Below are 20,280 nucleotides of genomic sequence, written 5' to 3' on the forward strand. Positions count from 1 at the left end.
TCCCTGTTCCCTATGCGATTTCCGCGCTTTTTCGGGCGGTGAACCGCCACCACATGGCCGCACCGCCCCAGACCAGCAGGAACAGCGCGAGCGTCAGGTAGCCGAGCAGCTCGAACTCCTCCGAGATGGCCGCGATGCCGCCCAGGAAGTCCACGCCCAGGTCGGCCAGCAGGCCGCAGAGGACGACGAAGGCGACCAGGGCGGCGAGGCCGACGGTCAGCGCGGTGGTGGTGACGTTCACCCACAGCCGCCGCAGCGGGCGGGCCAGCGACCAGGTGTAGGCGCGGGACATCAGCATGCCGTCCACGCTGTCCACAGTGCACATCCCGGCGGCGAACAGCAGCGGGAGGCTCAGCACGGCGATGGCCGAGAGGTTCGCGCCGGGAGCGACCATCGCCAGCACCGTGATCTCGGTGGCGGTCTGCATCCCGAGGCCGAACAGCAGGCCGATGCCGAACAGGTGCCAGGAGCGGGCGACTCCCCGCATCCGGCCGCGCAGCACGCGCGCGAGCAGTCCGCGACGGCCGAGGACGAGTTCGACCTCCGCCTCGTCGACGCCGCCGTTGCGGGCGCGGCGCAGCAGCCGCCACGCGTCGCGCAGCACGAGCGCGTTGAGCACGGCGAGGGTGGCCAGCACGGCCACGACGACGAGATCGACGAAGGTGGCCATCCGCACGCCGGTCTGCTCGGCCCACTGCTGGGCGGCGGGTCCGGCGATGAAGGCGACGCCGCAGGCCAGCAGCAGCACGACGCTGGCGTGGCCGAGAGCGAACCACATGCCGGTGGACACCGGGCGCCTCCCGCGCTGCATGAGCAGCCGGGTGGCGTCGTCGATGACGGCGACGTGGTCGGCGTCGAAGCCGTGCCGCAGGCCGAGCAGGTAGGCGGTGGTGCCGGCGGCGGCGAGGCCCCCGGCGGCGCTGAAGGCCTGCTCGTGCAGCAGGTAGGCACCCCATCCGGCGAGGTGCAGTGCTCCGATCGCGGCCAGCAGGACCGCGGACTTGCGGCGCTCGCGCGCGCCCCAGCCGGCGGTGCGCCGGCTCACTTCGGCATCCCGACTCATGGGATCTCCGACCTCCTGGGTTCTCCCGCCCGGGGTTCGGTGGCCGCGCGCCGCGGGTTCGCGGCGCGGGGCCGGCGCGCAGTGTCCTGACTCCCGGATCAGCGTGGTTCCCCCGCCTTCCAGCTGGTGGCAGCCGTGGCGATGGGTGGGGACCACTCCCCGGTCACAGTGGCGGGACCGTCCCGGACTCGCACCGGGTTCCTGCACTGTCGGCGACAGTCATCCTTGCCTGATCTACGGTCCGAGGTCAAACCTGGTGAAATCGATCACGTTGAGTGATCTCCTGGGGTGCATCGCTCCGCCGAAGGCGCTTTCAACCGCCTCCATCGGGGGTACTCGGTCGGGTGAGCCGCGTGCTCCGGCTCCAGGCGCGTCAAGGAGGCCACCATGAACGAGACGCACTCGATCACGCTGAACCTGCAGGTCGTGGAGGCGGGAGCGAAGACGACCGCCGACGTCGGCTTCACCACGCCGGGCGGGCAGCCGCTGCACGGTCACGGCGCGGCGCGCAGGCACCCCGACGATCCCGAGGTGCCGCAGATCGGCGACGAGATCGCCATCGCCCGCGCCCTGTTCGAGCTCGGCCACAAGCTCCTCGACCACGCCTCCAGCGACATCGGGGACCGACTCCACCGGCGAGTCCACCTCCCGGCCTGAGACCGTCGCCCACTCCACCCACGACGGGAGGTTTTCATGAAAACCTCCCCCACCCCAGGAGGTGAAATCCCCCTCACGACCCCCTCAGAAGATCGAAGTTTTCATGAAAACTGTCATCCCTCAGGAACCCGGAGGTTTTCATGAAAACTTCCGGGTTCCCTCGTGAACGGAGGTCCTTCGGGAGGTGACCACCTTCGGTGGGGGGACAGTTTTCATGAGAACCTCCCGTTCCCGAGGTCGAGACAGTTTTCATGAAAACTTCGGGTTCTCGGGGACCGGACAGTTTTCATGAAAACTGTCCCCCACCGGGTTCTCCGGGTGAGGTCATGCGACTTCGGTGAGGACTTCGCGGACCACTCGGGCGGCGGCCGCGGGGACGTCCGGGGGCAGGCCCGGGCGGGCGCGGACGCGGAGGTCGACCGGGTCGAGGCGGGGCAGATCGCGGCGTTCGAGCAGCCCGACCGGCCGGGTGCGGGTCGACGGCAGCAGCGTCACGCCCAGCCCCGCGCGGGTCGCGGCCAGGACGCCGGCGAGGTCGGCGGCCTCGCACACGAGGTCCGGGCCCCGGCCGAGCCCGTCCATCGCCGCGATCGCGTGCCTGCGCAGGGTGCAGGGCTGGTCGAACACCACCAGCGGCAGCGGCCGGTCCTCGGCGGGCGGTTCCCACTCCGGGGCCGAGAACCACTCCAGCCGGAACCGGCCCGCGTCGATGCTGCGCTCGTCCACGGTGTCGTCGATGAGCAGCGCGATGTCGACGTTCCCGCGATCGACGGCGTCGGCGAGCCGGGCCGTGCGGTCGAGGCGGAAGCGGATCTCGCGGTCCGGGAACGCCGTGCGCAGCCCCGCGGCCAGCTCGGGCAGGAACCGGTCGGCGGCGTGCTCGGTGGAGCCGAACACGAGCGTGCCGCGCCCCTCGGCGCCGAGCCTGCGCACGGCGTCGTCGTGCACGTCGAGGATGCGGCGGGCCTCGGCGAGCAGCAGTTCGCCGTCGGCGGTGAAGCGGGCCTGCCTGCCCTCGCGGACGACCAGCTTGCGGTCCAGGGTCCGCTCCAGCTTGCGCAGGTGCTGGCTGATCGCGGACTGGGTCAGGTACAGCGCCGCCGCGGCCCGGTGGAACCCGCCGCAGTCGGCCACGGCCACCAGGCTGCGCAGCGCGACGACGTCGAGCACAGCACTCATGCACCCAGCCTAGACCGATCAGCGTTCGCGATCGATCGCGATCTCTTATCGTTGTTGGACGCGGAGCTGTTCGAGGCCGGATTCTGGAAACCATGCACACCTCGCGGTCGATCCCGCTCTCGCTGGCCGCCCCGATCGTCTTCTTCTGGGCCAGCGGCTACCCGACCGGAGCGCTGGGCGTGGCCGCCGCATCCCCGTTCCTGCTGACGACCATCCGGCTGACCCTGGCCGCGGCGACCCTGTCGGTGATCGCGCTGCTGCGGCGGGCGGTGTGGCCCAGCGGTAACGCCGTCGGGCACAGCGCGGTCGCCGGGCTGCTCACCCACGCCACCCAGTTCGGCGGCTGCTACGGCGGCATGGCCGCCGGGGTCCCCGCGTCGGTGACGGCCCTGGTGATCTCGATGAACCCGGTGCTCACGGCCGCGCTGGCGGCGCTGCTGCTGCGCGAGCGGCTGAGCCGGGCGCGGGTGATCGGGCTCGTGCTGGGCGTGCTGGCGGTGCTGGTCACCCTCGGCGGGCAGGTGGCGGCCGAGGGCGAGTGGAACCCGGCGATCCTGCTGACGCTGCTGGGACTGCTGGGCTTCTCCGCCGGCGGCCTGTACCAGCAGCACTTCTGCGGTGGCATCGACATCCGCTCCGGCGCCGCCGTGCAGACCATCGCCGCGGCGCTGGCCATCGGCGCCATCGCGGTCGTCGAGCACGGCCACGTGACGCACTGGGCGCAGGCCGGGATCTCCGTGCTGTGGCTGGTGATCACCGGATCGGTGCTGGGCGTGAGCGCCTACCTGCGGGCGGTGGCGGTCGGCGGGGCGGCCCGGGCCAGCGCCCTGTTCAGCGCGGTGCCGCCGCTGACCGCCGTGATCGCCTGGCCGGTGCTCGGCGAAACCCCTTCGCTCGCAGTGCTTCTCGGCATCGCCCTGGCGACCACGGCGTGCGTGCTGGGCACCCGGGCGGCCCCGGTTCAGACGGCGCGGCGGATCTGATCCCAGGCGGCTTCGACGTGCCTGCGCTCGGTGGCGGGCGAGCCGACGGCCAGCCGCAGCAGCGTCCGCCCGTCGATCTTGGTGTGGGTGAGGAAGAGGTCGCCGGAGTCGTTGAGCGCGTCCAGCACCCGGTGGGTGCGCGCGTTGGCCTCCTCGACGGGCAGGTCAGGGTAGCGCGGCCAGAAGCACACCAGCGCGAGCGGATGCGGTTCCAGCAGCGCGAAATCGGGGTCGTCGCGCACCCATCCGGCGAACTCCTGGGCGAGCGCGACGGTGCCGCGGATGTGCTCGCGCAGCCCCTCGGCGCCGTACCAGCGCAGCACCGACCACAGCTTCAGGGACCGGAACCGGCGGCCGAGCGGGACCTGCCAGTCCCGGTAGTCGATCACCTCGCCGGACTCGCTGGCCGCGTTGCGCAGGTACTCCGGCAGGATCGACAGCGCCTCGATCATCGGCGCCCGGTCGGCCAGCCACAGCGCGCTGCAGTCGAAGTTCGTCAGCAACCACTTGTGCGGGTTGGTGCAGTAGGAGTCGGCGAACTCGGCGACGCCGTCGTTGATCCAGCGCAGCTCCGGGCACACCGCCGCCACTCCCGCGTAGGCGGCGTCGACGTGCAGCCAGACGCCGCGCTCGCGGCAGACCTCGCCGATCTCGCGCACCGGGTCGATGGCGGTGGTGGAGGTGGTGCCGATCGTCGCGCACACCATCGTCGGCACCGCGCCGGAGGCCAGATCGGCGGCGATGAGCTCGTCGAGGTGGCCGGCGTCCATGCCGAGCGTGTCCGGGTCGGTGTCGACGACCCGCACGTTGTCGGCCCCGATCCCGGCCAGCCGCGCGGCCCGCTCCAGCGAGGAGTGGGTGTGGGCGGAGACGTAGAGCGTGTGACGGCGGGTGATGCCGCGCCGCGCGACGTCCTCGCCGGTCCGCTGCAGCGCCGCCAGGCAGGCCACCAGCGCGGCGCTGGACGCGGAGTCCTGGATGACGCCACCACCGGCCGCGTCGGTGCGGAAATGCGGTGGCAGGCCGAGGAGTTCGACGAGCCAGTCGAGCACGACGGTCTCCAGCTCGGTGCAGGCCGGGCTGGTCGCCCACACCATGCCCTGCACGCCGAGACCGCTGGAGAGCAGGTCACCGAGGATCGAGGGACCGGTGGCGTTCGACGGGAAGTAGGCGAAGAACCCCGGGTGCTGCCAGTGCGTCACCCCCGGCAGGAGGATCTCGTCGAGGTCGCGCAGGACCGCGTCGAACCCCTCACCGCGCTCCGGCGGGCGCTCGGGCAGCTTCGCCCGCACCTCCCCCGGCGCGACCCGGGACCGCACCGGGAACGACTCGATCCCCGCCCGGTAGTCCGCGATCCAGTCCACGACCTGCTTGCCCCAGCGCCGGAACTCCTCCGGCGACATCTCCGCGCTCACCCGACCACCATCCCACCCCGCACGACCTCACCCACCCCCACCAAAACGCTCGGCGTGGCAGAGGCTCGCGAACCCGGGGCAGCCGTTCCCGGCACTGCCCAGGGCGATGAGCAGGTCTTCGACCGAGCGGGGATTCCGGCGGTAGCGGGAGACCTGCCGGGTCAGCGCGCGCGTCACGGCCCCGGGGTCCAGGTCGTACAGGTCGAGGAAGAACTCGTCCTGGTTCAGGACCGCGATGTCGTAGCACTCGACCGATGATTTCGGGAAATCGCGGACATTTTCAGTCACGATCGCCTCGGCATTTCCCCGAACGGCCGCTGCCAGGACGTGCCGGTCCTTGGGATCGTTCGTCATGCCCCGGATCAGGTCCTCGTAGCCGTCGACGTCCGCGCCGGGGAAGTGCGTCTGCATCTGGGCGATCCGATGCTCGACGGAGTCGGCGACGACACCGGCGCGGATCAGCGAGCCGCGCAGTTCGTCGAGGATGTGCCTGGACCACAGCGGTCGGAACGCGTGCTCCTCGGCGATGCTGAGGAACGCGTCGCACACGAGCGGTTTGAACAGCACGCACGTGTCGAGGAGGGCGCGGATCATCGGTGTCGGTCAGGCTTCCTCTTCCGGGCCCGAGAACCGCTCGGCCTGCGCATCGGCCGGGACGTCGTAGACGCCGCCCGCTTCGGAAACGCGGACCATCTCGTCGAGACCCGCCGCACGGGCCCGGCGAGCGCGCTCCTGGTAGGCGAGCAGGTCGTCAAGCCGGATCCTGCGGTGCCGACCCGGCTGCTCGTACGGGATCTCGCCCGCTTCGAGCAGCCTGACCAGAGTGGGCCGGGAGATCCCCAGCATCTCGGCCGCTTCCCCGGTGGTCAGAACCGTGTGCCTCGGGGCGACCGTGATCGCCATTCCCCGCGACAGCGAGAGCACCACGTCGTGCAGCACGTCGTAGAGCTCATCGGGCAGATCGATCCTGGTGCCGTCCCGCGTGATCAGCGCCGGAGCCGAACGCTGCTCGTCGAGCGCGCGCAGCAGCCCCAGCAGGTCGTCGACCCTGGTCGGCGGCAGTACCGTGCGTTGCTCCGTCCCCTCCATGACCACCACAGTAGCAGCGAAACGAACAAAACGAAAACGCTACCGGAGGAGGTCGATGGCGTCTCTGGGGCAGATTTCGACGCATTCTCCGCAGGACGTGCAGGCTTCGGCGACGACCTGGGGGCGGCCCGGGGCCGGGCGGAGGGCGTGTTCCGGGCAGGTGAGCAGGCAGGCGCCGCAGGCGGTGCAGGCGTCGGTGATCGTCAGCGGATCAACGGACATCGCCCGCCATCCAGCGGTAGCCGCGCGGGGTGACCATCCGCCGGCCGACCACGGAGGACTGCGAGGAGCCGACGACGACCGTGGTGAACATGTCCACCTCGGCCGGGTCGAACTCGGCGATCGGGGCGCACCACACCTTCTCGTCCGCGCGGCTGGCCTGGCGGACCGCGCCGACCGGGGTCGTCGCGGGCCGGTGCTCAGCGAGGATCTCCAGGGCGCGGCCGAGCTGCCAGTGGCGCTGCACCGACCGCGGGTTGTAGAAGCACACCACCATGTCGCCCTCGGCGGCGGCGCGGACCCGGCGCTCGATCATCTCCCACGGCGTGTGCAGATCGGACAGGCTGATCAGCGCGTGGTCGTGCCCGAGCGGCGCGCCCAGCAGCGACGACGCCGACAGCGCGGCGGTCACGCCGGGAACGCCGACGACCTCGATGTCGACGTCGGCCTTCTCCAGCGCCGGGCTGGCCATCGCGTACACGCCCGCGTCGCCGGAGCCGATCAGCGCGACCGCGCGGCCCTGCTTGGCCAGCTCCACCGCCTCGGCCGCGCGGGCCTCCTCGGCGCCCAGGCCGGTGGCGCGCTCCTCGGTGCCCGGGCGCAGCAGGTGCCGGACCTGGTCGAGGTACTGGTCCAGGCCCACGACCACCGACGCGCGGCGCAGCTCGGCGTCGGCGCGCGGCGTGCGCAGGTCGGGAGCGCCGGGGCCGATGCCGACGATGGCGAGCCTGCCGCGCGGGCTGATCCGGGCGGCGGCGACGGTGACGTTGTCGCCCTTGATCTTGTCGGCGACCAGCTCGACCGGGGCGCCGTAGGCCAGCTCCTCGGCGGCGTGCAGCGCGGAGGCCTCGGCGACGCTGGGCGTGCCGACCTCGCTGCGCACCACCTCGCTCGGGTTCGGCACCTCGACCCCGGCCAGCACGTCGGCCGAGTAGGTCAGCAGCGACAGCTCCTCGCCCTCGCCGGAGTGCCAGAAGCCCAGGTCCTGCACGGCGTCGAGGATGCCGGCCTCGTCGGCCTTGAGGTCGACGCTGGCGAACGCGCGGATGGCGCGCGGGTCCAGGCCGTGCTCGCTGTCGAGCCGGGCGATGGTCTCGGTGACCGCGGTGCGCGAGACGCCGCGCGCGGACCCGACGCCGACGACCAGGGTGCGCGGGATGAGGCGCAGCGTGCGCTCCTCGTCCTCGGTCGGGCGGCGGTCGTCGATGACGACGGTCCAGGCCGGGTTCGCCACGTCGGCGGCGACGTTCGGCGGTAACGCCGGGAGCGGGAAGCCGTGCGGGTTGACCAGCCGGACCGGCTCGCCGTCGAGGATCGCCACGCCGCAGGACGGCAGGTCGCCGTCGACGGTCGCGTCGAGCTGGTCGACGAGCTCGTCGAGCGCGGTCGTGCCGGTGGAGTCGGTGGCGGTGGTGATCACCGGGGTGCAGCCGAAGAGCTCGGCGACCTGCTCGGCCAGCGCGTTCGCGCCGCCGCCGTGGCCGCCGGCCAGCGCGATGGCGAAGCGCTGCGCCTCGTCGACGCTGACGATGCCCGGGTCGGTGTGCTTGTCCTGCAGCAGCGGGGCGACCAGGCGGATCGTGGCGCCGCTGGCGAGGAAGAACACCGCCGCGTCGAGGTGGTCCCAGAGCCGCCGGACGGCCGGTCCGATCGGACCGTCGGCGACCAGGGCTTCCGGCCCCAGTCGTCCGGCGAGTTCGGCGGCCGCCCGCCGTCCCGCCGCGGTCACCGCGAACAGACCGATCACTGCTACTCCCCTGCCTCGTTCGTTCTCGTTCCCCGGATCGGGTGAAAACACCCTACGACACTCCGGGCTCGGGGCAGTTTTAGCTAAAACTGCCCATGATCAATGTCCGTTTTGCCCGGACAGTTCTCACTAAAACTGTCCCCTGGTGACCAGGGCACACCGCGGAACCCGGTGCCCCGGACGGGGGTCAGGCCTTCTTCGTGCCGGTGAGGAGGACCACCGGGTTGGCGGCTTCGAGGCGGGAGGAGCCGTCCGGGAGCTCGGCCAGCCGGGACGCCGCGAGCTGGACGCCCTCCACCTCGTAGCCCGCCGAGCGCAGCGTCTCCCGGGTCGGGCCGACCCGGTCCAGCGCGGCCAGGGCCACCACGACCCGCGACGCGCCCGCGTGGGCGCAGGACGTGACGACCTCGCTGCCGCCGCCGCCCACGAAGATCGCGTCCGGCTTGGGCAGCTCGCGCAGCGCCTGCGGCGCCTTGCCCTCCTCGATCCGCACGTCCACGCCGTGACCTGCGGCGTTGGTGACCATCCGGACCACCTGGGCCTCGTCGGACTCGACGGCGATGGTCGCCGCGCCCATCCGGGCGCACTCCACGGCCACCGAACCCGAGCCCGCGCCGACGTCCCAGACCAGCACGCCCGGACGCGGGGCCAGCCGGGCCAGCGCCACGGCGCGCACCTCGGCCTTGGTGATCATGCCGTCGCGGTGCGAGAACTCGTCCTCCGACAGCGCCCAGCCGGTCGCGGGCGGGACCGGCTCGCCACCGGCCATCCAGCCGCGCTGCGGCACCTCGTCGGCGTCGGCCAGGCACAGCACCACGTTCGGCTCGTACCAGGTGCGCTTGGCCGCGTCGGCCGGGTCGATGGTCACCACCGACTCGTTCGGCCCGCCCAGGTCCTCGCCGACGATCATGGTGCGGCGCCAGCCCGCCAGCCCGGAGGCGATCTGCGCCGGACCGGACTTCGGCGCGGTCAGCACCGCCACCGCCGGGCGCGCCCGGCACACGTTGATCGCCGGGCCCAGGTCGCGCCCGTGCGCGCTGACCACCACGACGTCGTCCCAGGACCGGCCCGCGCGCGCCATCAACCGCTGCACGCTGGAGATCGCGGGCAGCACCGAGCACCGGAGGCCGCGCTCGCGCAACGCGCGCACCGCGCCGAAGAACCCCGGGTCGCCGGAGGCCAGCACCACGCCCTGCTCGTCGCCGGAGAGCGAGGACAGCGCGTTGAGCGCCGGATCCAGCGGCCCGAGCTCGAGCCGCTTCGCGTGCTCGGGAGCGTGCGCGTCCAGGTGCCGCTTGCCTCCCACGACCAGCCGCGCCTGCTCCAGGACCTCCGCGCCGCCCGGAGGCAGCGCCGTCCCGTCGACCCCGATCACCGTGACTGCCACGTCACCCACCTCGCCTCGGTGGCCGCGACCACGTGCTCACCCTCGAAGTCGACCATGGCGACCCGAACACGCAGCCTGCGACCGCACTCCTCGCTGAACCGCTCCAATACTGCTGCCACCAGCTCGCACAACCGGTGCGCACACGCCGAGAAGTGGTCACCGCGCTGCCACACCTCGTAGGCGCGGCGGGCGGTGGCGGCCTCGGTGACCTCGGCGACGTCCTGCTCGCTGCCGCCGAACTCGGCGGTCAGCCGGCCGAGCAGCCCGGTGTCCACCTTGGACCGCGTGTAGTGCGTCATCACCACGCCGGAGGCGAGCTTGGTGAGCTTGCCGATCATGCCGACGAACACGACCTCGTCCAGCCCGTGCTCCACGGCCCGGCGCACGGCGGCGCCGGTGAAGTCGCCGACCTCGATGAAGGCCACCTCGGGCTCGTCGGGCAGCAACCGCATCGCGACCCGCTCGGTGCGCCCGCCGGTGGACAGCACGGCGACCTTGCCGTCCTGCGCGGACAGCACGGACACGGCCTGCTCGACGCTGGAGCGCCACGAAGCGGTCGAGAACGGCCGGACGATGCCGGTGGTGCCGAGGATCGAGATGCCGCCGAAGATGCCCAGCCGCCGGTTGGTGGTCTTGTAGGCCATCTTCTCGCCGCCGGGCACGGTGATCGTGACGTCGGCGCCGCGATCGCCGAGCACCTCGCGCACCGAGTCGGTGATCATCCGCCGGGGCACCGGGTTGATCGCCGGACCGCCGACCTCCAGCCCCAGGCCGGGTTTGGTGACGGTGCCGACGCCCTCGCCGCCGTGCAGCACGACCTCGCCGTCCTCGCGGGACGTCACGGAGACCGTCAGCCGCGCGCCGTGCGTGACGTCCGGGTCGTCGCCGGCGTCCTTGACCACCACGGCCGTGGCCGGTTCGGCGCTGCCGGAGTCGACCGGGAAGCGCCGCCGCTTGCCGTCCGGGAAACCGATGTCCACGGTGGCCGGGAGCTCGCCGGTGACCAGCAGTTCGGCCGCCGCCCTGGCCGCCGCCGCGGAGCAGGCACCGGTGGTGAAGCCGGTGCGCAGCGCCTTGGGCCGGACCTTCGCGGTGCGCGGGAGGTCCGGCTCGCGCAGCGGCGGCTGCGGATCACTCTGACTGCTCATCCGGCTTCGCCGCGGGCTTGCGCTTGGCAGGCTGCTTGGACTTCGCCCCCGCCGGCTTGGCCGGGGCCTTGCGCTTGGTGGTGCCGGACTTCGCGGTGCCGGTCGACTTGCGCGCGGTGCCGGTCTTGGCGGGCGCGCGGGTCGTCGTGGCGGCCGATTCCGCCTGCGGCGCAGCGGTTTCCGAACCGGCCGCGTCCGGTGCCGCGGTCTCCGCCGCGGGCTCGGTCGCGTCCTCGGCGGTGAACAGCTCGGACTGCGACTCGTCGGCCTGGCGCACCGGGATGGTGCGGTTGGCGCCGAAGCGGGCCGCGCCGCGAGCGGTCTCCTGCCAGTCGCGCACCGCCCACCAGGCGGCGTCGGACTCCTTGAGCTGGGTGGCCGCGTCGGTCTTGGTGGCCGCCTCGACCTTGGGCGCAGCCTCGACCTTGGGGGCCGCCGGGGCCGGGTCGGGGTCCTGCGGCTTGTCGGCCTTGCGGGCGCTGCGCTCGGCGCGCAGGGCTCGGCGGGCCTCCTTGTCGGCCTTGCGGAAGGTGTGGAAGTGGCCCGCGTGGTACAGGTGCGAGCGCGTGCCACCGGCGGTGAGGCCCTTGCCGATGATGAACAGCGTGTGCCGCCACAGCTTGTGCTTCTTGCAGTCGGCCTCGAGCTCGCCGAGCGTGGAGCGCACCAGCAGCTCGTCCGGCCAGGTCACCTTGTAGGCCACGAGCACCGGGGTGTCGTCCGGGTAGCCACCGGCGCGCAGCTCCTCGACCAGCTGGCCGGTGCGCGCGGCGGACAGGAACAGCGCCATGGTGGTGCCGTGCTTGGCGAACTCGCGGACCTTCTCGCCGTCGGGCATCGGCGTCTTGCCGCCCTCCAGGCGGGTCAGCACCAGCGACTGGGCGACCTCCGGGACGGTCAGCTCGCGGCCGATGGACGCCGCGGCGGCGGAGAACGCGGCGACGCCGGGCACGATCTCGACCTCGAGATTCATCTTGATCGCCGAGTCGTACTGCTCCTGCACCGCACCCCACAGCGAGGGGTCGCCGGAGTGCACGCGGGCGACGTTGAGCTTGTCGCGCTCGGCGCGCCGGTAGATCTCCAGCGCCTGCTCGTGGGTGAGCCGGGAGGAGTCGACGAGCTCGGCGTCCGAGCGCGCGTGCTCCTGCACGCACTCCGGCGTGACCAGGCTCGCGGCCCAGACCACGATGTCGGCTTCGGCGATTCGCTTGGCGCCGCGGACCGTGATCAGGTCGGCCGCGCCGGGTCCGGCGCCGATGAACGAGATCCGGCCAGTCACCATTGCTCTCCTCTTCCGCCTCGGGGTGGCAGCACTACCACTGTCGACAAGTAAGGCGCATCGTCCACATCGGACACTTCAGCAAGCGGTAGTACCCGCGCATCCGGCGTGCCCAGGTGCTCGGCGTAGACCGAGCGGTCCAGAGCTCCGCTCTCGTCGATCGCGTCGCGCAGCTCACCCAGGCGTCGCCCGCCTTTGTAGGCAACGACCGTACCGCGCGCCCGCAACGCCTCCCGCAGGGCGGTGACGTCGCGCAGCACCGGCATCACGGTGAGTGGCTCCGAGCCCTCGGTGAGCGCGATGCCCGCCTGCGACGCGGTCGCCTGCATCGCGGTGATCCCGGGCACCGTCGCGATCTCGACCTCGGGCAACAGCTCCGCGACGGCCGCTGCCAGATAGCTGAAGGTGGAGTACACGGCGGGGTCGCCCAAGGTGGCGAAGACCACCGTGCCGCCCTGATCACGCAGTCGCTCCGCAACGGTCTCGGCCGCGTCGTCCCAGTGCCTGCGGCGGCGCTCCTGCGGCCCGTCGACCGGGTCGGCGAGCGCGAACACGAGCCGCTGCACGCGGGCGTCGGCGCCCAGGTGGGCGCGCACGATCGCCTCGGCGCGCCCCTGCTCCTCGGGCGCCAGGACCGGCACGTACACGGTGTCGGCGTCGCGGATCTCGCGCAGCGCCTTCAGGGTCAGCATCTCCGGATCGCCGGGGCCGACCCCGACTCCGACGAGTCTCATCGCAGGCACCTCTCGATGAATCGGGCCACCGCACCGGGGTTCCCGGCCGGGTGGGTGTGCAGGTAGGAGGCGTGCACCCCGCCGCGGACGAATCCCTCGCGGTGCGCGCCGGAGGGGCCGCGCCAGAACCAGGCGGGCTCCTCGCCGTGGCCGGGTTCGGTTGCGGTGCGGTGGAATTCGTGCCCGCTGATGCGGGTTCCCTCGGCGAACAGCGGGGATTCGGTCGCGGCGACGGCGTCGCGGTAGCCGAGGGTGAGCCGCGGCGACATGGCCGCGCGCACCGGCAGCGCCCCGCACATGGGTTCGCCGTCGAGGGATTCGCCGAGGTAGAGCAGGCCGCCGCACTCGGCGTGCACGGGCGCGCCGGTGCCGGCGAAGGCGCGGATCTCGGTGCGCAGCGCGGTGTTCGCCGACAGCGCGGAGGCGTGCTGCTCCGGGAAGCCGCCCGGCAGCACGAGTCCGGCGGTGCCCTCGGGCAACCGCTCGTCGCGCAGCGGATCGACCAGCGCGACCTCGGCTCCGGCGGCTTCGAGGAGTTCGACGTGCTCGGCGTAGCCGAAGCTGAACGCGTGCCCCCCGGCCACCGCGACCACCGGGCGCCCTCGCGGGGTGACCTCGGCGGCCGGGTCCCAGGCGGTTCCGGGCAGGTCACCGGCGGTGCGGGCGAGCGCGGTGACGGCGTCGAGGTCGACCGAGCGCTCCACGACGTCGGTCATGGCCTCCACGGCGCGCAGCGCGTCGGCGCCGTGCTCGACGGCGGTCACCAGGCCGAGGTGCCGCGAGGGCACCTCCAGGTCGTCGGTGCGCGGGATGGCGCCGAGCACCGGTAAGCCCGCGTTGTCGGCGGCGGTGCGCAGCACCTCCTCGTGGCGCGGCGAGCCGACGCGGTTGAGCAGCACCCCGGCCACCCGCACCTGCGGCCGGTAGGCGCGGAAGCCGTGCAGCAGCGCGGCGAGGCTGTGGCTCTGCCCCTTGGCGTCGACGACGAGCACCACGGGCGCGTCGATGAGCTGGGCGACGTGGGCGGTGGAGCCGAACGCGACCTCCTCATCACCGCCGATGCGGCCGTCGAACAGGCCCATCACGCCTTCCACCACGGCGAGGTCGGCGCCGGCCGACCCGTGGTGCAGCAGCGGTGCGATGCGGTCGGCTCCGACCAGCACGGGGTCGAGGTTGCGCGCGGTCCGCCCGGCGGCGAGCCGGTGGTAGCCGGGGTCGATGTAGTCGGGTCCCACCTTGAAGGGCGCGACGCGGTCGCCGCGTCTGCGCAGCGCACCGAGCAGGCCGGTCACCGCGGTGGTCTTGCCCTGCCCCGATCCGGGCGCGGCGAAGACCACCCGATCGGGGTTCACCACTCGATGCCCTTCTGGCCCTTCTGCCCGGCGTCCATCGGGTGCTTGACCTTGCCGGTCTCCATCACGAGGTCGGCGGCGTCGATGAGCGCCTGCGGCGCGTAGCGGCCGGTGATGACGACGTGCTGGTGGCCCTCGCGTTCGCGGAGCTTGGCGACGACCTCGTCGACGTCGACCCAGCCCCAGTGCAGCGGGTAGGTGAACTCGTCGAGGACGTAGAGGCCGTGGCGCTGCTCGTCGAGGCGGCGGGCGATCTCCCGCCAGCCTTCGAGCGCGGCGGCGGCGTGGTCCTCCTCGGTGCCCTTCTTGCGGGTCCAGGACCAGCCCTCGCCCATCTTGTGCCACTCGACGGGTCCGCCCTCGCCGGTTTCTTCGTGGAGGCGGCCAAGCGCCCGGAACGCGGACTCCTCGCCGACCTTCCACTTGGCGGACTTGACGAACTGGAAGACGCCGATGTCCCAGCCCTGGTTCCAGCCGCGCAGCGCGAGCCCGAAGGCGGCGGTGGACTTGCCCTTCATCTCGCCGGTGTGCACCACGACCAGCGGCCGGTTGCGGCGCTGGCGGGTCGTCAGTCCGTCGGCGGGCACGGAGGCAGGCTGTCCTTGAGGCATGCGACGACCCTAACCAAGAGCATTCCCAGCGCACGGCCCCGCGTGAGGTGGGCAACCTCACCGCCGCATCCGGCGTTCGAGGCGTGAAGATGGACGAGCGTCCCAGAACTAGGAGCCGCCGCATGCCCACCAGGCCGCCTCTGGTGTTGTCCACAGCCTCGTTCATCAGCAGTTTCGACCGGTTCGCCGTGACCCCGATGCTGGTGCTGATCGCGCTGAGCATGCACGTCCCGATGGCCTCGGCGGTGACGGTGGCCAGCGGCTACTTCCTGGCCTACGGCCTGTCGCAGCCGGTGTGGGGCATCCTGTCGGACCGCTTCGGCCGGATCCCGATCATGCGCGCGACGCTGCTGGCGGCGGCCGCCACGGGCCTGCTGTCCACGTTCGCGCCGTCGCTGCCGGTGCTCATCGCGGCCCGGGTGCTGGCGGGCGCGTTCATGGGCGCGGTGGTGCCGACGACGCTGACCTACGTCGGCGACACGGTCTCCCAGCAGCGGCGGCAGGGCGCGCTGTCGGACCTGATGGCGGCCCAGGCGCTGGGCACGGCGATGGCGATGGCGGTCGGCGGCGTGCTGGCGCACTGGCTGGACTGGCGGGTGGTCTTCGCGGTCCCGGCGGTGTGCGCGGCGGTGTGCGCGCTGCTGCTGCGGAACCTGCCGGAGCCGCAGCGCGCCGCGGTGACCGGCGGCGTCGGCGCCCACATCGGCGGCGTGCTCCGCAACCGCTGGGCGCTGCTGGTGTTCGGGCTGGTGTTCGTGGAGGGCGCGGTCCTGCTGGGCACCATGACGTTCCTGGCGTCGGCGCTGGTCAGCGAGGGCCTGGACGTGGCCGTCGCGGGCCTGGCCACCGGCGCCTACGGGGTCGGCGTGCTGGTGTTCTCGCGGGTCGTCAAGGCCATCAACTCCAAGCTGCCGGTCTCTGCCCTGATCGCCATCGGCGGCTCCCAGATGGTCGTCGGCTACGCCCTGGTCAGCCTGGACACGAACCTCACCACGACGATCATCACGGCCCTCCTGCTCGGCGGAGGCTGGTCCTTCATGCACTCCTCCCTCCAGGCCTGGGCCACGGAGGTCGCCCCGGAAGCCAGAGGAACCGCGGTAGCCCTCTTCGCCTGCGCCCTCTTCCTCGGCAGCGCAGCAGCCTCAGCAGCAGCAGGCCCCCTGGCGGACCACGACCAGTACACGACCCTGTTCACCACAGCAGGAGCAGTAGCCATCCCCCTGGCAGCCACAGCCACCTACGCAAGAAACCGCTACAAGCACAAGAAAACCCCACAACCAGCCTAAACACCGTCAGGCAACCGGCGAAGCCGGTTTCTCAGTACCCCACCTGAGCAACTGGCACCGCCGGGGGTTCTCAGACGTCGCCTGGGGAGGACAGCCGACGTGTCGTGTATTGGCATACATAAGCCTCGGATCCCGGAGCCAGGCGGCGTCTGAGGTTCCCCTACCCGCACCGCCAAGCAAATGGACCCGAAGAACAACAAAAAAGAGCCCCGCGCTCAACCGGCCTGGGGGTCGCTGGGAGCGCGGGGCACTTTGGAGGTCCACCCCTGGGGGTCAGGTGGACTGGTCGTCACCGTACCAATCCGACCGAAGGGTCGGTACTCACAGGGTTGAATCTCGTAACCAAAACGAGACTAAGCTGCCAACCCGCTGTCACCGCTGACGGCCCGGACGACTCCGGCGACGTTCTCGGCGGAGAGCTCTTCGAGCCGCAGGCTGGGCCCGCCGAGGGCTGTGGCCAGCTGGTTCGCGAGTCCGAGCTTGACGGGCCCGTTCTCGCAGTCGACGACGACGGCAGCGGTTCCGGTGCCGGCGAGGACGCGGGCGGCGCGCAGCGAGTCGTCGACGGCCTGCTTGCTGCCGGTGGCGCCGCCGACGCCGACGGTGGCCTTGCCGTCGGTGAGCAGCACGACGAGGGGCCGGCGCTGCGGGTCGCGGGTGGCTTCGGTGCGGATGACGTGCTGGGTGCGCAGCAGTCCGTCGGCGAGCGGGGTGCGTCCGCCGGTGCGGAGGCTGCGCAGCCGGGCGGCGGCGATGTCGACGGAGGAGGTGGGCGGCAGGGCGAGTTCGGCCTTGTCGCCGCGGAAGGTGATCACGCCGACCTTGTCGCGCCGCTGGTAGGCGTCGCGCAGCAGGGACAGGACGGCGCCGCTGACGGCGCTCATCCGGTCGCGGGCGGCCATCGAGCCGGAGGCGTCGACGGCGAAGAGCACGAGGTTGCCTTCGCGGCCTTCGCGCAGGGCTCGGCGGACGTCGTCGGAGCGCAGGATCAGGCCGGGTCCGCTGCGGCCGCGCGCGGCCTGGTGGGGTGCGGCGGCGGCGAGGGTGGCGGTGACGTGCAGGCCGTGGCCGCCGACGGTGGTGGCGCGGGTGGTGCGTCCGCTGCGGGAGCGGGCGCGGGAGCGGCGCCCGGGTGCGCCTTCGCCGAGTCCGGGGACTTCCAGCAGCCGGGCGCGGAAGGACTGCCCGGCGCCGACCGGGGAGCGCTCGGAGTCGCCTCCGCCGGGCTGTTCCTGCTGCTCACCGCCTCCGCCGCCGTCGGGTCCGGTGGGCTCGTCCTGGGGTTCGCTGCCTCCGCCGGGGCCGCCGTCGTCGGGACCGTCGGGGTCGTCGTCGGGGTCGTCCGGCGGCTGCTCGTCGGCCTGCTCGGCGGCGTCGGACAGCGCTTGCTGGAGCTGGTCCTCGGCCATGCCGGGCTCGTCGAACGGGTCGCGGCGACGCCGGTGCGGCAGGGCGAGCCGGGCGGCGGCTTCGACGTCCTCCTCGGCGACGGCGTCGGCGCCGCGCCAGGCGGCGTGGGCGACGGCGGTGCGGGCGAGCACGAGGTCGGCGCGCATCCCGTCGACGTCGAAGGCGGCGCACAGCGCGGAGATCCGGCGCAGCTCGGAGTCGGGCAGCACGACGTGCTCGACGCGGTCGCGGGCGGCGCGGATGTGCTCGGCGAGTTCGGCGTCGGCGTCGGCCCACTGAGCGGCGAACCCGGCGGGGTCGGCTTCGAACGCGAGCCGGCGGCGGACGACCTCGGTGCGGGTGGTGACCTCGCGGCTGGCGGCGACCTGCACGGTGAGGCCGAAGCGGTCGAGCAGCTGCGGCCGCAGTTCGCCTTCCTCGGGGTTCATGGTGCCGACGAGCAGGAACGACGCGGCGTGCGAGACGGAGACGCCGTCGCGCTCGACGTGCGCGCGGCCCATGGCGGCGGCGTCGAGCAGCAGGTCCACGAGGTGGTCGTGCAGCAGGTTGACCTCGTCGACGTAGAGCACGCCGCGGTGCGCTCCGGCGAGCAGGCCGGGCTGGAAGGCGCGGACGCCTTCGGTGAGCGCGCGTTCGAGGTCCAGCGAGCCGATGAGCCGGTCTTCGGTGGCGCCGACGGGCAGCTCGACGAGTTGCGCGGGCTTGCGGGTGGCGGTCTCGCCGTGCGGCGCGTCGGGGCACTGCGGGTCGGGCGCGGCCGGGTCGCAGCCGAAGCGGCAGTCGTCGGCGACGTCCAGCGCGGGCAGCAGCGACGCCAGCGCGCGCACGACGGTGGATTTGGCGGTGCCCTTCTCGCCGCGCACCAGGACACCGCCGATGCGCGGGTGCACCGCGTTGAGCAGCAGCGCCAGCCGCAGGTCGTCGTGGCCGACCACGGCGGAGAAGGGGAAGCGAGGGGCATGGGACATGCCGGTGTGGGTCCTTCCTCGGGGTGCGGACGCCCCGCTGTCGGGAACAAGGGGCGGCAGTGTCCTGACTCCCGGATCGTCACGTCCCTCCGGCCTTCCCAGGTCACCCCGGTGGCTCGCGCGGGAGGTCCGCTCCCCGGTCACAGTGGCGCCGACCGTGCCGGACTCGCACCGGCTTCCTGCCCACACCCCTTGCAAACGGATTCAGCCACATCGTTCCAGACGGCGATCACTGGCCCAACCGCCTGGCGCGCGAACTCACATCAACGACCGGCGGTGACGCCTGCTCGACGGGGCTCTCGGCGCATGTCGATGTGCGGGATGCCGTCTTCGAGGTATTCGTCCCCGACCTCGACGAAGCCGAAGGAGGCGTAGAAGCCCTTGGCGTAGGTCTGGGCCGAGAGCACGGCGGGTGAGTTCTGCACCTCGGCGACGGCGGCGCGCATGAGCTTGCGGGCGATGCCGAGACCCCGGGCACTCTTGGCGGTGCAGACGCGGCCGATGCGGTAGACGCCGTCGGGGTCCTCCAGCAGCCGGAGGTAGCCGAGCACGTAGTCATCGGCGGAGTCGACCCAGAAGTGGCGGGTGGAATCCTCCAGGTCGCGGCCGTCGAGCTCGTGGTACGGGGCCTCTTGCTCGACCACGAAGACGTCGACGCGCAACCGCAGCATCCGGTAGAAGTCGAAGGCGTCGAGGTCTGCGGTGTAGGCGCGTTGCACGGCTGTCGCGAGCGGCTGAAGGGTCACCCTTACCTGGATATCACAGGGCTTCCGGGTTTCCCGCACGCGCGGGCGGCCGGAGTTGTGCAGACCACTCGCCGCTCGTCACGGCGCGTAGCTGGCCAGCCGGGTGTAGACGCCGGGGGTTCCGGGACGGCCGCAGCCGGTGCCGTAGGACACCACGCCGATGAGCCGGCCGTCGGCGACGATCGGGCCGCCGGAGTCGCCCGCGCACGCGTCGCGGCCGCCTTCGGGGTAGCCGGCGCAGAACATGCTGCGCGGGTCGTAGGTCGGGTAGGCCGAGCGGCAGGTGTCGTCGGCGGCGACGGGCACCTCCACCGAGCGCAGCGTGTCGGAGGCGGGCCCGTCCTCGCTGGTGCGGCCCCAGCCGTAGACGCGCGCGACGGTGCCGGGCCGGTAGGGCTCGGTGTCGCCGTGGGCGACGACGGGCAGCGGGCGCTGCGGCAGGGGCGTGGCGAGTTCGAGCACGGCGAGGTCGTCGCCGGTGGTGAAGTCCTGGTAGCCGGGCTGCACCTTGATCTCGTCGACCTCGGCTTCGGTGCCCTCGGTGCCGCGCAGGTCGGTGCGCCCGGCGATCACGCGGATGTCCTCCGGGGAGCGCTCGGCCCCGGTGAGCGGGTCGTGCGCGCAATGCGCGGCGGTGATGACCTCACCGGCGCGGATGAGCGTGCCGCCGCAGAACTGGTTGCCGTAGCGGTCGGTGAGCGCGACGACCCACGGCGTGTCCTCGGTGCTGGCGCCGGTTCCGCCGAGGATCCGGGATTGCGGCTGGTCGTCGCCGGTGATGGCCGGTCCGGCGTGGGCGACGGGGTTCCCGACGGCCATCGCGGTGACGGTTCCGGCGAGGGCGAGCACGCGCAGCGCCCGGGTCTTGTCGGTCGGTCCGTGGTCGTCGCGGCCCAATGCGGGTGCCTCCAGCTGTCGCGGTGATCGTGCGGAGCGGACACACCGTAATCACCCGCACACCGAAACATCACGAGGCGCAACTCACAGGTTCACGGGAAAATATTTCG

Annotated in this window: 19 protein-coding genes and 2 riboswitches; of the genes, 3 read left to right on the forward strand and 16 right to left on the reverse strand. The window is 72.5% G+C overall.

Annotation, left to right across the window (positions count from 1 at the left end; all coding sequences use genetic code 11):
• Nucleotides 1-10 precede the first annotated feature (10 nt).
• Nucleotides 11-1,045: a HoxN/HupN/NixA family nickel/cobalt transporter gene (locus BM424_RS02155; RefSeq protein WP_245775552.1), complete on the reverse strand. Its 1,035-nt coding sequence runs from the start codon at nucleotides 1,043-1,045 to the stop codon at nucleotides 11-13.
• A 97-nt stretch (nucleotides 1,046-1,142) separates the two neighbouring features.
• Nucleotides 1,143-1,267, reverse strand: a riboswitch (cobalamin riboswitch).
• 183 nt (nucleotides 1,268-1,450) lie between these two features.
• Here BM424_RS02155 and BM424_RS02160 point away from each other — a divergent pair.
• Nucleotides 1,451-1,720 (forward strand): DUF1876 domain-containing protein, encoded by a 270-nt coding sequence (locus BM424_RS02160; RefSeq protein WP_093413288.1) that lies wholly within the window; start codon nucleotides 1,451-1,453, stop codon nucleotides 1,718-1,720.
• 324 nt (nucleotides 1,721-2,044) lie between these two features.
• Here the strand turns inward: BM424_RS02160 and BM424_RS02165 are convergent, their stop codons facing one another.
• Nucleotides 2,045-2,899, reverse strand: a complete 855-nt coding sequence (locus tag BM424_RS02165) for a LysR substrate-binding domain-containing protein (RefSeq protein WP_093413290.1) — start codon at nucleotides 2,897-2,899, stop codon at nucleotides 2,045-2,047.
• 92 nt (nucleotides 2,900-2,991) lie between these two features.
• Between BM424_RS02165 and BM424_RS02170 the strand changes: the two genes are divergently transcribed.
• Nucleotides 2,992-3,882: a DMT family transporter gene (locus tag BM424_RS02170; RefSeq protein ID WP_093413291.1), complete on the forward strand. Its 891-nt coding sequence runs from the start codon at nucleotides 2,992-2,994 to the stop codon at nucleotides 3,880-3,882.
• Here BM424_RS02170 and BM424_RS02175 read toward each other — a convergent pair.
• The 11 genes from BM424_RS02175 to cobO form a co-directional block, all read right to left on the reverse strand.
• Nucleotides 3,861-5,285 carry an aminotransferase class I/II-fold pyridoxal phosphate-dependent enzyme gene (locus BM424_RS02175; RefSeq protein WP_093414559.1) on the reverse strand — a complete coding sequence of 475 codons (1,425 nt, stop codon included), beginning with the start codon at nucleotides 5,283-5,285 and terminating at the stop codon, nucleotides 3,861-3,863. The genes BM424_RS02170 and BM424_RS02175 overlap by 22 nt on opposite strands.
• Before the next feature lie 39 nt (nucleotides 5,286-5,324).
• Nucleotides 5,325-5,891: a PIN domain-containing protein gene (locus BM424_RS02180; protein ID WP_093413293.1), complete on the reverse strand. Its 567-nt coding sequence runs from the start codon at nucleotides 5,889-5,891 to the stop codon at nucleotides 5,325-5,327.
• 9 nt (nucleotides 5,892-5,900) lie between these two features.
• Nucleotides 5,901-6,386 (reverse strand): helix-turn-helix domain-containing protein, encoded by a 486-nt coding sequence (locus BM424_RS02185; RefSeq protein ID WP_093414561.1) that lies wholly within the window; start codon nucleotides 6,384-6,386, stop codon nucleotides 5,901-5,903.
• A 39-nt stretch (nucleotides 6,387-6,425) separates the two neighbouring features.
• Entirely contained in the window at nucleotides 6,426-6,608 is a 183-nt protein-coding gene (locus BM424_RS02190; protein WP_093413294.1) for a DUF362 domain-containing protein, read from the reverse strand.
• Nucleotides 6,598-8,352 (reverse strand): precorrin-3B C(17)-methyltransferase, encoded by a 1,755-nt coding sequence (gene cobJ, locus BM424_RS02195; protein ID WP_093413296.1) that lies wholly within the window; start codon nucleotides 8,350-8,352, stop codon nucleotides 6,598-6,600. Before cobJ ends, BM424_RS02190 begins: the two co-directional genes overlap by 11 nt.
• A gap of 187 nt (nucleotides 8,353-8,539) precedes the next feature.
• Nucleotides 8,540-9,739 carry a precorrin-6y C5,15-methyltransferase (decarboxylating) subunit CbiE gene (cbiE, locus tag BM424_RS02200; protein ID WP_093414562.1) on the reverse strand — a complete coding sequence of 400 codons (1,200 nt, stop codon included), beginning with the start codon at nucleotides 9,737-9,739 and terminating at the stop codon, nucleotides 8,540-8,542.
• Nucleotides 9,724-10,887 carry a cobalt-precorrin-5B (C(1))-methyltransferase gene (locus BM424_RS02205; RefSeq protein ID WP_093413297.1) on the reverse strand — a complete coding sequence of 388 codons (1,164 nt, stop codon included), beginning with the start codon at nucleotides 10,885-10,887 and terminating at the stop codon, nucleotides 9,724-9,726. The genes cbiE and BM424_RS02205 overlap by 16 nt, the downstream gene beginning before the upstream one ends.
• Nucleotides 10,871-12,169: a precorrin-4 C(11)-methyltransferase gene (gene cobM, locus BM424_RS02210; protein ID WP_217649607.1), complete on the reverse strand. Its 1,299-nt coding sequence runs from the start codon at nucleotides 12,167-12,169 to the stop codon at nucleotides 10,871-10,873. The genes BM424_RS02205 and cobM overlap by 17 nt, the downstream gene beginning before the upstream one ends.
• Complete coding sequence (gene cobI / locus BM424_RS02215) at nucleotides 12,163-12,900, reverse strand: precorrin-2 C(20)-methyltransferase (protein WP_093413299.1); 738 nt, start codon at nucleotides 12,898-12,900, stop codon at nucleotides 12,163-12,165. Before cobI ends, cobM begins: the two co-directional genes overlap by 7 nt.
• Nucleotides 12,897-14,255 carry a cobyrinic acid a,c-diamide synthase CobB gene (locus BM424_RS29305; RefSeq protein ID WP_245775553.1) on the reverse strand — a complete coding sequence of 453 codons (1,359 nt, stop codon included), beginning with the start codon at nucleotides 14,253-14,255 and terminating at the stop codon, nucleotides 12,897-12,899. The genes cobI and BM424_RS29305 overlap by 4 nt, the downstream gene beginning before the upstream one ends.
• Nucleotides 14,249-14,863, reverse strand: a complete 615-nt coding sequence (gene cobO / locus BM424_RS29310) for a cob(I)yrinic acid a,c-diamide adenosyltransferase (protein WP_245775554.1) — start codon at nucleotides 14,861-14,863, stop codon at nucleotides 14,249-14,251. The genes BM424_RS29305 and cobO overlap by 7 nt, the downstream gene beginning before the upstream one ends.
• A 122-nt stretch (nucleotides 14,864-14,985) precedes the next feature.
• On the opposite strand from cobO, the gene BM424_RS02225 reads away from it, so the two are divergent.
• Nucleotides 14,986-16,149 (forward strand): MFS transporter, encoded by a 1,164-nt coding sequence (locus BM424_RS02225; protein ID WP_093413300.1) that lies wholly within the window; start codon nucleotides 14,986-14,988, stop codon nucleotides 16,147-16,149.
• 353 nt (nucleotides 16,150-16,502) lie between these two features.
• Here BM424_RS02225 and BM424_RS02230 read toward each other — a convergent pair whose 3' ends face one another.
• The 3 genes from BM424_RS02230 to BM424_RS02240 all read right to left on the reverse strand — a co-directional run bounded on the left by BM424_RS02230 (nucleotide 16,503) and on the right by BM424_RS02240 (nucleotide 20,170).
• Nucleotides 16,503-18,527 carry a putative cobaltochelatase gene (locus BM424_RS02230; RefSeq protein WP_093413302.1) on the reverse strand — a complete coding sequence of 675 codons (2,025 nt, stop codon included), beginning with the start codon at nucleotides 18,525-18,527 and terminating at the stop codon, nucleotides 16,503-16,505.
• A gap of 35 nt (nucleotides 18,528-18,562) precedes the next feature.
• Nucleotides 18,563-18,735: riboswitch (cobalamin riboswitch) on the reverse strand.
• A 55-nt stretch (nucleotides 18,736-18,790) separates the two neighbouring features.
• Nucleotides 18,791-19,273: a GNAT family N-acetyltransferase gene (locus BM424_RS02235; protein ID WP_175547897.1), complete on the reverse strand. Its 483-nt coding sequence runs from the start codon at nucleotides 19,271-19,273 to the stop codon at nucleotides 18,791-18,793.
• A gap of 78 nt (nucleotides 19,274-19,351) precedes the next feature.
• On the reverse strand, nucleotides 19,352-20,170 hold the full coding sequence (locus BM424_RS02240; protein WP_245775555.1) for a S1 family peptidase: 819 nt from the start codon (nucleotides 20,168-20,170) through the stop codon (nucleotides 19,352-19,354).
• Between the last annotated feature and the right edge of the window lie 110 nt (nucleotides 20,171-20,280).

Origin of the sequence: Saccharopolyspora flava, from assembly GCF_900116135.1 — a bacterium.
Lineage (GTDB): Bacteria > Actinomycetota > Actinomycetes > Mycobacteriales > Pseudonocardiaceae > Saccharopolyspora > Saccharopolyspora flava.